9 protein-coding genes are annotated in these 14,040 nt (G+C 66.2%); 4 read left to right on the forward strand and 5 right to left on the reverse strand.

Annotation, left to right across the window (positions count from 1 at the left end; translation table 11 throughout):
• Positions 1–147: 147 nt before the first annotated feature.
• Together ACZ7OY_RS29115 and ACZ7OY_RS29120 are read left to right on the forward strand one after the other, a co-directional pair.
• Complete coding sequence (locus tag ACZ7OY_RS29115; protein WP_471914128.1) at positions 148–7,074, forward strand: polymorphic toxin-type HINT domain-containing protein; 6,927 nt, start codon at positions 148–150, stop codon at positions 7,072–7,074.
• Positions 7,075–7,191: 117 nt separating this feature from the next.
• Positions 7,192–7,923, forward strand: a complete 732-nt coding sequence (locus tag ACZ7OY_RS29120) for a hypothetical protein (RefSeq protein WP_471914129.1) — start codon at positions 7,192–7,194, stop codon at positions 7,921–7,923.
• Positions 7,924–8,077: 154 nt separating this feature from the next.
• On the opposite strand, the gene ACZ7OY_RS29125 is transcribed toward ACZ7OY_RS29120, so the two are convergent.
• On the reverse strand, positions 8,078–8,512 hold the full coding sequence (locus tag ACZ7OY_RS29125) for a pentapeptide repeat-containing protein (protein WP_471914130.1): 435 nt from the start codon (positions 8,510–8,512) through the stop codon (positions 8,078–8,080).
• 178 nt (positions 8,513–8,690) lie between these two features.
• Here ACZ7OY_RS29125 and ACZ7OY_RS29130 point away from each other — a divergent pair, with 178 nt between their 5' ends.
• On the forward strand, positions 8,691–9,929 hold the full coding sequence (locus ACZ7OY_RS29130; protein WP_471914131.1) for an IS701 family transposase: 1,239 nt from the start codon (positions 8,691–8,693) through the stop codon (positions 9,927–9,929).
• A gap of 48 nt (positions 9,930–9,977) precedes the next feature.
• Entirely contained in the window at positions 9,978–10,148 is a 171-nt protein-coding gene (locus ACZ7OY_RS29135; protein WP_471914132.1) for a DUF6233 domain-containing protein, read from the forward strand.
• A gap of 105 nt (positions 10,149–10,253) precedes the next feature.
• On the opposite strand, the gene ACZ7OY_RS29140 is transcribed toward ACZ7OY_RS29135, so the two are convergent.
• The 4 genes from ACZ7OY_RS29140 to ACZ7OY_RS29155 form a co-directional block, all read right to left on the reverse strand.
• Positions 10,254–11,060 carry a hypothetical protein gene (locus tag ACZ7OY_RS29140; protein WP_471914133.1) on the reverse strand — a complete coding sequence of 269 codons (807 nt, stop codon included), beginning with the start codon at positions 11,058–11,060 and terminating at the stop codon, positions 10,254–10,256.
• Positions 11,047–11,958: a sigma factor-like helix-turn-helix DNA-binding protein gene (locus ACZ7OY_RS29145; RefSeq protein ID WP_471914134.1), complete on the reverse strand. Its 912-nt coding sequence runs from the start codon at positions 11,956–11,958 to the stop codon at positions 11,047–11,049. The genes ACZ7OY_RS29140 and ACZ7OY_RS29145 overlap by 14 nt, the downstream gene beginning before the upstream one ends.
• The gene (locus ACZ7OY_RS29150) at positions 11,955–12,170 is read right to left on the reverse strand and encodes a hypothetical protein (RefSeq protein WP_471914135.1); all 216 of its coding nucleotides are present in this window, start codon (positions 12,168–12,170) and stop codon (positions 11,955–11,957) included. The genes ACZ7OY_RS29145 and ACZ7OY_RS29150 overlap by 4 nt, the downstream gene beginning before the upstream one ends.
• A gap of 664 nt (positions 12,171–12,834) precedes the next feature.
• The gene (locus tag ACZ7OY_RS29155) at positions 12,835–13,959 is read right to left on the reverse strand and encodes a hypothetical protein (RefSeq protein WP_471914136.1); all 1,125 of its coding nucleotides are present in this window, start codon (positions 13,957–13,959) and stop codon (positions 12,835–12,837) included.
• Positions 13,960–14,040 lie beyond the last annotated feature (81 nt).

Raw genomic sequence — 14,040 nt, forward strand, 5'->3', positions numbered from 1 at the left:
CACGGGCATCGTGCCGACGGCCGGCGACGCATAGTAGGCGTTGCGGTTGCACTGGCGCTGTCTGCTTCGCTTGCTGCCCCCACGGCTGTGGCAGCGGAGTCCCGCGCCGGCGCTCCCGCCGTACGACAGGCTCCGTCCGTACAGGGGGTGACCACCCTCACCCCGCGCAAGTTGAAGGCCAAGGACCAGACCAAGCGGGCATTCCACCCCGGCAAGGCACACTGGCCGGCCGCCGCGACCGGCAGCGCTGCCCTGGCAGCGCCGAAGGCCGGCGCGAAGCAGGGTGCCAAGGCCGCGGCCACCGGCACGCCGGTGTGGGCGCGCGCCATGTCCCCGGCCAAGGGCAGCTACCAGGGCCCCAAGGGCGTGTCCGTGCGCGTGCTCTCGCACCAGGACGCCACCAAGCTCGGCGTGGCCGGCGTGGTCCTCGCCGCCACCCCGGCCGCCGGAAGCCAGGGCAAGGTACAGCTCGGCCTGGACTACGGGGCGTTCGCCGCTGCCTACGGCGGCAACTACGCCGACCGCCTGCACCTGGTCAAGCTCCCCGCCTGCGCGCTGACCACGCCGCAGCGCGCCGCCTGCCGCACCCAGACCCCGCTTGCCACCGACCAGGACGCAGCGGCCCAGCAGCTGTCGACCACGGTGACTCTGCAGGGCTCCCAGCCCCAGGCATCCCCGTCACGGGCTGCGGCGTCCGGTCGGACCACTGCCGTACCGGCCTCGTACTCCACCTCCACGGCAGCCGATGCCGCCAGCAGTGCTGAGCCGATGGTGCTGGCTGCGACCGCATCGACCTCATCAGCGGGCGGGGCGGCCGGCACCTATGACGCGACCCCGTTGGCACCGTCCGGTTCGTGGACCGGCGGCGGCTCGTCGGGTGACTTCACCTACAGCTACCCCATCTCATTGGCGCCCTCGTCAGGATCGCTGAAGCCGTCGGTGGGCCTGACCTACAACTCGGGCTCTGTGGACGGACGGACCTCCTCGACCCAGGCCCAGTCCTCCTGGGTGGGCGACGGCTGGGCGACCCCCGACTCCTACATCGAACAGAGCTTCACTGACTGCTCGGACGATCCGGAAGGCAGTGCCTCGCCGGTGTCCAGCGGGGACAGGTGCTATGACGGGCCGATCCTGACCGTGTCGCTGAACGGCTCGTCCGGATCTCTGGTGAAGAACGACGCCGACGGCGCCTGGAAGCTGTCCAACGATGACGGCGCCACCGTCACCCACAAGACGAACACCAGCAACGAATCGGGCACCTACAACACCGACTACTGGATCGTCACCGAGCGGGACGGAACCCAGTACTACTTCGGCCGCAACCAGCTGCCCGGCTGGGCCTCCGGCAAGGCCACGACCAAGTCGGTCGACAGCGTCCCGGTGTACTCCGCGCACTCCGGCGACCCCTGTTACAGCTCCTCCGGGTTCAGTGCCTCGGTGTGCACCATGGCCTACAAGTGGCACCTCGACTATGTCGTCGACGCACACGCCAACGCCATGGCGTACTACTACGCGCAGGACAGCAACTACTACGGCGAGGAAAACGGCGCTCACAACGTCTCCTACATCCGCGACTCCTACCTGGCCCGGATCGACTACGGCTTCCGCGATGGCAGCGCCTACAACACTGTCCCCAACCAGGCAGTCTTCACCACCACCTCACGCTGCACACTGACCTCCTGCGCCCCGCTGTCGGCCAGCACCGCCGCCAGCCAGTACCCGGACGTGCCCTACGACCTGGTCTGCGCCTCCGGAGCCACCTGCACCACGCACGCACCGTCCTTCTTCTCCACCGTCCGCCTGGCCTCGATCAAGGTTCAGCAGTACAGCGCGGCAAGTGCCAAATACCAGGCCATCGACACCTACACCCTGCACCAGAGTGAGCCGGCCACCGGGGATGGCACCTCACCCACACTCTGGCTTTCGTCGATCAGCCACGAGGGCGACGACACCACCGCAGGCGGCTCCACCTCACCCACCAGCCTGCCGGACGTGACATTCACGGGCATCGGACTCAAGAACCGGGTCGACACCTCCAACTTCCCCGGTCTGTACCGCTACCGCATCTCCGGCATCACCAACGAGATGGGCGGGCTGACCTCCGTCAGCTACGACCTGCCGGACGCCTGCACCGCCAACTACGTGGCGAGCGCGGACCCCAAGACCAACACCAAGTCCTGCTACCCGGTGTCCTGGACACCCAAGGACTACCTCAACCCGATCACCGACTGGTTCGAGAAGTACGCGGTCACCCAGGTACTGGAAACAGACAGCACCGACGGTGCGCTGGCCAAGCAGACGAACTACATCTACACCGGCGGCGGCGCCTGGCACCACGACGACAACGAGCTCGTCAAAGCCAAATACCGCACGTGGGGTCAGTTCCGCGGCTACGCGAGCGTGGAAACCCGCACTGGTGACGGCTCCAACGACCCCCAGACCAAGACGGTCACCTCCTACTACCGCGGCATGGACGACGACTGGCTGTCCGCATCCAAACGCCGCTCCGTGACCGTCACCGATTCCCAGGAGGGAGCGCACCCCGACAGCGACCAGCTGGCAGGCAACGCGCTGGAGACCACCACCTACACCGGGGTCGGCGGCAGCGTCGACAGCTCCACGGTGACCTCGTACTGGATCTCCCCGGCCACGGCCACGCGCGCCCGCGCGGGCCTGCCGGATCTGACCGCCCGAGCGACGAACGTCGCCGAAACCTGGAGCCGTCAGGCAGTCACCGATGACCCCACCACAGACTGGCGGGTCGCAGAGACTGACAACACCTACGACGCCGCCGTCACGGACGACAACTTCGGGCTGCTGACGTACAGCTACACCCACACGGTTCCTGCCGCCGCCGCGTACGACCAGTGCACCGCGATCACGTACGCCAAGGCCAACACGGCTGCCAACCTGGTCGGGCTGCAGGCATCCCACGAGACCGACTCGGTTGCTTGCGCCGCGTTCAGCCAGAACACCCCGGCCTCCGTGCCGAAGAACTTCAACACCCTCACCGCGCCCAGCAACGTCGACCGCCCGAACCAGGTGATCTCCGCGACCCGGACGTTCTACGACGACACCGGCTTTGCCACCACCTTCCCGCAGACCGCTGCGCCCACCAAGGGCGACATCACCATGACCCGGCAGGCCTCGGGCTACAGCGGTGGCGCCTTCACCTGGCAGACCCAAACCCGTGCCACCTACGACACCTACGGCCGCGCCGCCGACGGCTACGACGCCAACAACAACAAGACCAAAACGACTTACACCGTGGACAGCGTCGGGCTGACCACCGCCACGGCGATCACCAACGCCAAGAACCAGATCATCCGTACCACTGTGGACCCCACCCGCGGGCTCATCCTCACCACCACCGACGCCAACGGGATCACCGCCACCGTCCACTACGACGCGCTCGGCCGTACCACCGAGGTGTGGCAGCACAGCCGTCCCACCACCGCTGCCGCCGACGCCAAGTACATCTACACCGTCTCGCCGACCAGCCAGTCCGGCACCTTCACACAGACACTGAACGACGCCCAGACGTACGTCACCTCCTACTCCCTCATCGACTCACTCGGCCGACCGCGACAGACCCAGACGGAGACCCCGCAGAACGGCCGGCTGATCACCGAATCGTTCTACGACTCGCACGGCTGGGTGTGGAAGAAAAACAACGCCTACTGGGACAAAAGCAACCTCCCCGCCCTGAGCCCGGCCTCGGTGCAGGACTCCGAGATCCCCAACCAGGACCGCTACACCTTCGACGGCCTGGGCCGCGTGGTCGTGGACGACTCCCAGCAGAACTCGGTGCTCAAGGAGAAAACCACCACCGTCTACAGCGGAGACGCCACCACCGTCATCCCCCCGGACGGCGGCACGGTCAAAACCACCCGCGCCGATCCACTGGGCCGCGCAAGCGAGGTCGACTCCTACAGCGCCCGGCCGACCCTGACCATCCCGCTCAACACCTTCACCGGGCACTTCTCCGTCAGCGGCGGCACCTCCAACCCGATCACCTACGGCTATGACGGACACGGCAAGCAGAACACCGTCACCTCCAAGGGCAGCACCTGGAGCACCGTCTACGACCTGCTGGGCCAGGTGACGTCCAAGACCGACCCGGACGCCGGCACCACCAGCATGCTGTACGACCCGGCTGGAAACCTCACCCAGACCACCGACTCCCGCAACAAGAGCGTCTCGTACACCTACGACGCCCTGAACCGCAAGACCGCCCAGTACGCCTCCACCCTCGCCGCTCAAACCCCCGGTGCGAGCGGCAACCAGACGGCCAGCTGGACCTACGACAACGACAACGCCGTCACGGGTGTCACCAACCCGATCGGCCAGACCACCACCGCCACCTCCTACAACGCCGGCAACACCTACACCACCCAGCAACTGGGCTTCAACGTCTTCGGTGAATCGCTCGGCCAGGCCATCACCATCCCGGCCGTGCACGGCGCGCTCGGCGGCAAGACCTACACCTTCAAACACACCTACACCTCCAGCACCGGCCTGCTCGCCTCCGACAACTACCCCCTCGGTGGCGGCCTGCCCGCTGAAGTCGTCAACCACGGCTACACCACCGGCCTGGACCTGCCCAACGCACTGAGCACCTCCTCCTACACCTACGCCCATGACACCGTCTACAGCGCCTACGGCCAGGTGCTGCAGGAAACCCTGGGCACGGGCACCAACCTCGCCTCCCTCACCAACACCTACGACCCGCACACGGCGGCGCTGACCGACCAGGTGGTCACCCGCTCCACCACACCGGCGATACTCGACGAGCAGAGCTACACACACGACCCCGCAGGCAACATCACCAAGCAGGTCACCACCCGCCTGAACGCCACCGCGGCCCCCGAGACCCAGTGCTTCCAGTACGACGACCTCGACCGCCTCACCCAGGCCTGGACCGCCACCGACGACTGCAACGCCACCCCCACCACGAGCTCCCACGCCCAGGTCGGCGACCCGCTCGCCGGCGGCACCGCCTACTGGACCAGCTGGGACTTCGACGTCCTCGGACAGCGACAGCACCAGATCCAGCACTCCACCACCGGCGGCAGTGACACCACCACCAGCTACACCTACGACTACAAGGGCAACGACACCACCCAGCCCCACGCCCTGGCCTCCACCCAGGACAGCGGCGCCAGCAACACGGCCACGAGCTACACCTACGACAAGGCCGGCAACACCACCGGACGCAACACCGTCGCATCAGGCAACCAGACCCTGACCTGGAACGACGCCGGACAGCTCACCCAGGTCAGCGGCGGCAAGAGCGGCACCACCAGCTACATCTACGACGCCGACGGCAACGTCCTGCTCCAGAGCGACCCCACCAGCACCACCCTGTACCTGCCCGGCGAGCAACTCACCCTCACCGGCACCACCACCACCGGCGCGCGCTACCTGCCCCTGCCCGGCGGCGGCACCGTCGTACGCACCGGCACCACCACCAACTACAAGTTCCAGATCAGCGACCCCCACGGCACCAGCGGCCTGTACCTGGACAACACCGCCCAGAACCCCACCTGGCGCCAGTTCACCCCCTACGGCGACACCCGCGGCAGCAACACCACCTGGATCGACAACCGCGGCTTCCTCAACGCCCCCAACAACACCAACACCGGCCTCACCCAACTCGGCGCCCGCCAGTACGACCCCACCCTCGGACGCTTCATCAGCCTCGACCCGATCTTCGAAGCCACCGATGACCAACTCCTGGGCGGCTACCTCTACACCCGCGACAACCCCATCTCCTCCAGCGACCCCACGGGACTCTGCGCCGACATCGACTGCCCGACCCGGCCAGGACCGAACTACGAGAACACAACCCCCGGCCATACCCCGGGCAAGCCGAAGAAGTCCGGCAACGCAACTGCCGCCGCGAGCGGCGACTGCTACAACTGCAAGAGCAAGAGCAACAAGTCAGGCACCCACCAAAGCGGCACTGGCACGGTCGACTGCGCCAGCTACGGCTACATGGCCCAGGACGCATGCCGTGGCGCCATCGGCAAGGTCGACGGTGTCGTAGACACCTCGGCGCCTACCGTAAAGATCACAACTATCCCCGACCTGGTCGCTTGTGAGAGCGGCGACTGGGTTTGTCAGCTGCGGAACTCCCTCTACAAAACCGCGCTTATCTCGGGAATGCTGGGCGGAAGTAACGGCTTCTTCGGCCTGGCCAGAATGGGCGGCGCAGCCGAAGCAGCAGAAGAAGTAGCCGCGGCAGCAGAAGCAGAAAGTGCGGCAACGGGCAAGCCGTGCAGCTTCTCGCCAGACACGCCGGTACTCATGGAGGGCGGGAAGAAGAAGCCCATCGGAAAGATCAAGCTTGGTGACAAGGTTGAAGCAGCCGATCAAAAAACAGGCAAACACGTAGGTGCCCGCACAGTCCAGCATGTGTGGATCAACCACGACCGCAATCTGCTCGACCTGACCATTCGCGGCGAGGACGGCCAAACTGCCATCCTTCACACCACCGACAACCACCCCTTCTGGGACGACACCAAGCATGCCTGGATACCTGCAGGGAAACTGACCCTCGGCCACGTCCTGAACACGGCGACGGACCGACACGCCCAAGTGGTTGCGATCCGGGTCGTCCCTGGTGCGGCGGATATGTACAACCTCACCGTCGTCCAACTGCACACGTACTATGTGCTGGCCGGAAATACGCCAGTACTGGTGCATAACGTTGGAGAATGCCCTGTAGACGGGGTTGATCACGGCGCAATTGGCGAGGCGGCATCACTTGATCGCCTCCAGACGAGTGGATACACGGATATCACCCGGCGGGTGCGATTCCTCAACAGCAACGGTGATGTCTTTATCGCAGACTTCGTCGCGCGAAATCCGAACGGCGATTGGGTTGCTGTCGAAACCAAAGTGAATGACGGACCGATTACCGATAATCAGTCCGTCGGATACCCGGAACTAGCGAGAAGCGGAGCAATTCTCGACACGCGCAAGCTTGCCCAGTATGGAATAAAGAAGGGCAGCGCGATGAGGATTCCGGTAGAATTTGACCACTGGCAGTGTGGTGTATGTAGACCGTAATAAAGAATGGGCCCGGAGTTTCGCGACACTCCGGGCCCGTTCTGCTGAGGTTTGCCTGTCGCCAGTGAGGTGACCTCACCTGTGTAGGCTTTCGATGGATGCGGCATAATGAGGGTCATGGCTACAAATGAGCAAGGACGTTCGGCGGTACACCTGGCTGAGCAGTTGGTAGGACTCGAAGTCCCCAAGAAAGTCGTTCAGGCTGCAGGCGAGTGGATGGCGTACCGACTGGAGCAGGACGGCTTCCGATGGTTCAAGGGTCGAACTAGCCTGGAGCGTCGACTTGATGGGCGTCTTGAGCGAATGCGACTCGAAGCTAGTCACCGGAACAAGGCGGGACGGCTAATCGAGTTCAGTCTCGTAAGCCTGGAAGTCTTCGATGAAGGTCTCAAAGCGTGGAGGCAGTCGAATCCCAGCCTCACGGTTGATCGCCCTGACTCGATGGAGGGAATTGTCTGTGCTACCAGTTTCCTTGATATCTCTCGAGAAGCCAGGGCGATCGTCACTCTTCCTGCCAGCAGAATTACCATCGTAGATGGCCTGTGCAGACATGCAAAAGACGTTGCCTTGCCATGGTTCAGTTCATCCGAGAACCCTGAGACTCTGGCTGCTGCGGCGCCGGACGCACTCCTTCGCCCAACTGGTTTTGCGCAAGATTTGCTGGAGCTCCTCGTTAGTCAAGGATTCCTTGAGGAAGCGAGGTTGCTCATTCGGCGAGTTCTCGCCCTAGGAGAATCGTATCGAAATTCATTTTCCGAAGGGCGCGATATTGCCATTAGTGGCGGACATCCAAACTGGCATTCTCCGCAGGCGCTGGGTTGGAGCGGCGAGGTCTTGGGGCTGCTTTAAGTGTAAGTGAGTCAAATAAGCCGCAATTTCCTTCATGAGGCGCGGGGCCCCACCGGAATGCTCATCCCGGTGGGGCCCCTTTACGTTTTGCCCTTAGTACTCCAGCCGTAGATCGTGATCTTGTCTCTTGCCAGCGGGAGATCTGAGCTCGGGTCTACGCGATGTCGTCGACCGCAGACTGCCAACCGATGACATCGTCGTGTCGGGCATCGCGCAGGATCGCTCCCTTGAGGCGGGCTCCGGTGATGTCGGTGAGGCCGTACGGGGGTCTGCCGGTGTTGACGTGGCCGAAGTCTGCTTCCGTGAGATCCGCACCGCGCAGATCCGCGCCGCGAAGATCGCAGCCGGCGAGGTGCGCTCCCCTCAGTGAGGCTCCGCGCAGGTCTGCACGGCTCAGGTCGCAGAACTTGAACGAGCAGCCGTCCAAGCTGGCGTGACGCAGATCGGCCTCCACGAACGAGCATCGGGTGAACCGCAACTGCGAAGTCCTGGCCGAGACCAGGATCTGGCCGGTGAAGTCCTCGCCGCTCAAGGCTGAGTAGCGCTGAAGTGCGGCGAGTCGTTGTCGGGAGCTCAAGGGCGTGGCCATGAGCATTAGCGTGCCAGCCAAGCCGGAATCCGGCTCGCGAAATTTCTGCACCCTGGGCCGCTGCGGGAACGGGTGCGGCCACCGTTGATCATCATGACTTGTGTGGAGTAACGATGAGACGGTGGCCGCAGGTCACAGCATAGATCCTGTCCGTTGGCGGGAGGCGTTCGAGGTGGCCATGGGCCGGATCGCTGGCCGGTTCGCCCGGGTCGAACCACGGCTGCGGGCCGGGCGGCTGGTGCTGGGTCTGCTGTCGGACCTGCCGCGCAAGAACTGCTGGACGATCGCGGAGCGGGCCGGGGAAACCAGCCCGCACGGCATGCAGCATCTGCTGTCCCGGGCCGCCTGGGATGCCGATGACGTCCGTGATGACGTGCGTGAATACGTTGTCGAGCACCTCTATGACGAGGCCGCGGTGCTGGTGGTCGACGAGACCGGCGACGTGAAGAAGGGCACCCGCACGGTCGGGGTCCAGCGCCAGTACACCGGAACGGCTGGACGGATCGAGAACTCCCAGGTCGCGGTCTACCTCGTCTACGCCGGTGAGCGCGGGCACGCGGCGGTGGACCGGGAGTTGTACATCCCGCGCTCCTGGACGTGCGACCCGGATCGCTGCCGGGCAGCCGGACTCGGCGAGGACACCGTCTTCGCGACCAAGCCGGAACTGGCCCGCACGATGATCGAACGGTTCCTGGACGCCGGACACCACGTCGGCTGGGTCACGGGGGACGAGGTCTACGGCGGCAACCCGAAACTCCGCACGGCCCTGGAGAAACGCGGCATCGGCTATGTTCTCGCCGTGGCCTGTTCGGCCGAAGTGACCACCGGCGCAGGCAGGTTCCGCGCGGATGTACTGGCGCGGAAGGTGCCAAAGCGAGCCTGGCAGAAGCTCTCGGCCGGACGCGGCGCGAAGGGCCAGCGGTTCTACGACTGGGCCGTCATCGACCTCGCCGAGCCTGCACCGGGCCGCCACCAGCTGCTGATCCGCCGCAACCGCAGCACCGGTGAACTCGCCTACTACCGCTGTCACTCCACCACGGCGGCATCCCTGGCCACCCTGGTCAAGGTCGCAGGTTCCCGATGGCGGGTGGAGGAAACCTTCCAAACTGCGAAGGGACTGACCGGGCTGGACGAACCGCAGGTCCGCCGCTACCCCTCGTGGGCCCGCTGGGTCACCCTCGCGATGCTGGCCCATGCCTTCCTCGCCGTCGTCCGCGCCGACGAACACGCACGCCACCCCGCGCCGGACGACCTGATCCCGCTGTCCTGCAACGAGATCTGCCGCCTGTTCATCGCGCTCGTCGTCCGGCCCGTCCGCGACGCGGCCCACCGGCTTGCCTGGTCCGACTGGCGCCGCCGCCACCAGGCACGATCACGCACCAGTCACTACCGGCGGCAAGCCGCATCCCAGACATGAAGATCACGATCTACAGCTGGAGTATTAGCACCATCGGGGTCGTATCCCGTGCCCTGTGTCGTGCACGCCGTCGACTGCGAAGAGGCGTCGGCGGGGGCACCGGTGCTGCCGCTGGAGCGGGCTCTGGACGTGGCCGAGCAGCCAGGCGTCTGGCTCTGCTCGTTGTGTGGTGCCGCCGCCGAGCTGGACCCTGTCTTGAAGGGTTTCGACCCCGGGTGATGACGTGCAGGGCTCGGGCGACTCTCTGGAACCGCGGGCCCCGGACCGTGCTCGTCCGGAGCCCGCGTAATTCTCCTGCGCGCCGGGCAGGCCGTTCAGTCCAGGTCAGCAGTCGGCTGGTTCACGTGAGGAGGGTGCTGCTTCGGATCGGCGGGGCAGCTCCTCGGAACGCTGTCGGTCCGCTCCCGGCAGGTTGCTGAGGCGGTCTTGCCGAGAGTGGTTGACGAGGGCGGTGACGCGATCGGCGAAGTCCGGGCCCGGCAGGGGGATCTCGAAGTCGTGGCGGAGGTAGCCGACGTCGACTGCCGTGGGCAGGTAGCTCATCAACTGGGTGAGGGTGCGGGCCTGGTGGGGGTTTCGGGCCAGTCGGCGCAGGACGCGCAGCATGGTGTTCGGGCTGGTGTTGAGCGGATGGGTTGCTGGAGCCCATTCTTCTTCGGTGTCAGGGCTCTCCGCAGGTGGATCGTCCGTGGGGGCGGGGGTGGCAATGACGTCGGTCTGCCGGTGCCACCAGTTGGCGAGGTCTTCTTCGCCGTTGGCGAGGTGGTGAAGGTAGAGGCAGTAGGCGGCGGCGCTCTGTCCGGCGCCGGCGGCGTACTGCCACCAGAAGCGTGCGCCGTCGTCAGTGCAGGTGAGCTGCATGACGCAGGCGAGTGCGAGGGCGCTGCGCGGAGCGGGCAGCTGCTCGGTGAGGAACTCCGTGACCTCGTCGTTCGGGGTGTGGGACAGCACGGTCTCGCACAAGGCCCGCAGGTCCTCGGCGGCTTCGGTGTTGGATGCCGGGAGCGGGGCCGGGGAGGGGCCGGTGCGCGAGCCGTGGGCAGGTCCGCAGTCCGGCGGGACGACGTCGCGGGGCACTGTCCGGTCACGAACCAGCAGCGCACGGGACAGGATGCCTTCAATGGTGGTCACGCGGGGTTCCTTCCGGGGCGGGTGGGGGGCATAGGACGTGGGTGAGGTACCGGGTCGCGTGCCGTTCGTCGGAGCGTACGGCGGCCAGTGGGACTCCGAGGAGGTCGCTGGCTTCCTCCTCGGTCATGCCGCCCAGGGAACACAGGACGACGACGTCGAGCTGCGGGGCGGGCAGCCGGCTCATCGCCCTGAAGAGGTCCTGGGTTTCGACGAGCTGCTCCAGGGCAGCGTCGAGGTGCTCAGGGCTGGCCAGGGCGCGCAGCGCGACCGTGTCGAACGCGGTGTGCAGGAACTGGGGGCAGTTGTCGAGGTGGGGAATGCGCGACATCACGCTCTCGCGCAGGACTCCCCATCCGTGGCGGCGGATGTCCGGGCTGGCCAGCGCCTTCGGCCAGGACAGCCAGAGCTGGTCGTAGGCTTCCTCCACCGAGGCCGCTCGCTGCGGGTCGGGCAGGAAGACGCTGGCGTAGAAGTCGTAGCCGGCTTCGGTCAGCTCCCTAAAGCCGGTGTGGTTCAGCGGCGGGCTGTGCTGGACGGCGACCGCCGCGGCGGTCGCCTCGGACCATGCCGGGGACTTGCGCCGGATGTCCGGCGCTGCCTGCCGCCACAGCTTGTACAGCGGCCCCGCCGGGACCTTGAGCTGAAAGGCGATCGGTTCCAGCAGCTCCCAGCGGGGGTACTTGCGGCCGCTCATCAGTTCCGAGATTTTCGAGCGGGCCATGTGTACGCGTCTGCTGAGTACCGTCATCGTCAGGCCGGACTCCTTGTAGGCCTCGCGCAGCGGCTCGAGCCAGGCACGGTGGGCCGCAGCGCAGTCGGTGGCGATGGGGCCGAGTGGCCGACCGGGCCGTGGTCGACCCGGGTCATCGGGGCCGTCCGGTGGAAGGGAGGACGTCATGATGCGGCGTCCTCCTCACGGTCCGGGACCGCGTCGACCCCGTACCCGGAGGCTGGGCCACTGCGGGGGCGGGCGGCACGGACGATCTGCTGCACCGTCACCCCCAGCGCTGGCGCCAGTGTCGCGATCGCCGCGACCTGGCCGGCGAAGACCATCACCAGGCTCCATGCGAGCACAGCGAGGGTGATGATCCCTATCGAACGAAGTTCCACGAAGGCATCCTCTTGTTTCCGTCGACCTCGGAGAGCTGGCTGCTCTCCGCCCGCCAGGCCCATCGATGACTGGCAGAAGCGCCGGTCGGAGCGGCGCCGACTCCGTTCCGACCGGAAGGTCAACAAGCATGACCCGTAGCGGAGTTGTCACGCCACGTGATCATGGATTCAGGGAACAACTGCTTCGCGGCCAGGAACAATCGGGCTACCGAACTCGCCCACCCGCGCTCGGACCTGATCGGTTCAAGGTCTCAAGACGAACGCCGTGTACGCAGTACGGTGAGAAGTTCCCAGTTCTTCTTGCTTTCCGGCGCTGCACAGACGTCAATGGGACACAAGGCACCTCGGTGTCGGCCTTCCCATCGGAAGGGCCCGCCCCCGCGCCGAGAACCACCAGGGGGCGAGCACGCCGCTCCTGCCTGACCCGGGTTGTGGGCCAGGCGGGAGCGGACCGGTCCCTGGAGACCCACCGACCGTAACTCACCCCACCGACAGCGCACCCTCCTGCGCGCCCGAGCACCCGCGTGTGTTTCGGGGTACTCCTCGATCCGGCCCACGGCGAGCGGAGCCTGATGACCGCGGGGATGCATCAGCCCGGTGGCGACCAGGGCGGACCCGCGAAGGGTGCGCGAGCAGTCCAGGTTGGCGATGGCCGTATCAGAAGTCAGCCGATCCGTGACGCGATAAGCCGGTTCGTCAGCTCGACCGTCGCGAGGTACCACCAGAAGATCCAGTCCAGGAATGCCTCGTCGTAGTCGCCGCGCTGGTCCGCCTTGCGGTGGCGCAGGTCGTAGCGGTTGGCGATCTCGAACAGCGCGCCTTCGTCCTTCCCGAGCTGGTCCTTCAGCAGGGCGCGGCGTTCCTCGAGGATGCCCGCCAGCGTGACGATCGCCGATCGCTTGCTCTCCGCCGTCGTGTCGCGTCCGCGGAACAGCGCGATGGCGTGACGGATCCGGTTGGCGATGTCCGGGGCGCTGTCGTTGAGCGCCCGGTGCACCAGGGCGCTGCGGGCGTCGTCGGTGACGGCGACCAGGCGCCCGAGGTCCTCGCCTTCGGCGGCCAGCTCGTACTCGATGCCGTCCTCGCGCAGGAGTTCATTGACCTTGCCCCGGTACAGGATGCGGGCGGGTCCGTTGTGGAACTCCGAGTGATGCCACCCGCAGTTGTTCCAGGGGTGGAAGTGGCGTGCGCGAGGCCGGCTGACCAGGTCGTGGAAGACTTCGATGAGGCCGAAGAAGGTGTCTTCGTCCCATGTCTCCGGGGCCAGAGGCCACAGGTCCGGGATGCCCAGTCGCCGCTCGATCACTCGCGAGGCGTCCGGCAGCTCGGTGGGATCGTCGACGCATTCCTCGCCGAAGACCTCTGCCAGATAGCCGTTGTCGGCGAAGTCGCTGATGATCCGGGCGAGGTCACGGCGGGTGTCCCGTGCTGTGCTGCCGTCGTGCGAGAGGCGGCGGCCTTGCCGCTGCGGCCAGTACGGTCGCGGCTCGGCCGCATGCCGCAGTTCGGCAGCGCGGCTGACCAACTCCGTCAGCCACTCCCGCTTGTTCATCCCGCCCCGCTTCCCCCAGTCGGGGGTGGGGCTGGCCCACGGATCATCTGAGGGTGCGGGCCGATTGGACAGGTCTTCGAAATCGGCCACCGCTGTGGTGCCGGCCAGGGCCTCTGTCAGCAGCCAGCTCGCCTGCTCCTCCCACGAGGTGCTCGACGACCGAAGAACACGCTCTCCTTCGGATACGAACAGCGACGTCGGCCAGCGAAGTTCGTAGTTGCTCAGATCCAGACTCACCGCGTCATCATCACCCACCCAGGCAGGTGTCAACTGGACAACGGAGCATGAGCATTCGGCCGGGAAGCGGTCCTTGAACGG

Source organism: Streptomyces sp. NPDC107559, from assembly GCF_055657365.1.

Excerpts from the sequence above, each read along its gene's own strand:
- ACZ7OY_RS29120 (WP_471914129.1), top strand. The coding sequence starts at position 7,192 with ATGGCTACAAATGAGCAAGGACGTTCGGCGGTACACCTGGCTGAGCAG.
- ACZ7OY_RS29125 (WP_471914130.1), bottom strand. The coding sequence starts at position 8,512 with ATGGCCACGCCCTTGAGCTCCCGACAACGACTCGCCGCACTTCAGCGC.
- ACZ7OY_RS29130 (WP_471914131.1), top strand. The coding sequence starts at position 8,691 with ATGGGCCGGATCGCTGGCCGGTTCGCCCGGGTCGAACCACGGCTGCGG.
- ACZ7OY_RS29145 (WP_471914134.1), bottom strand. The coding sequence starts at position 11,958 with ATGACGTCCTCCCTTCCACCGGACGGCCCCGATGACCCGGGTCGACCA.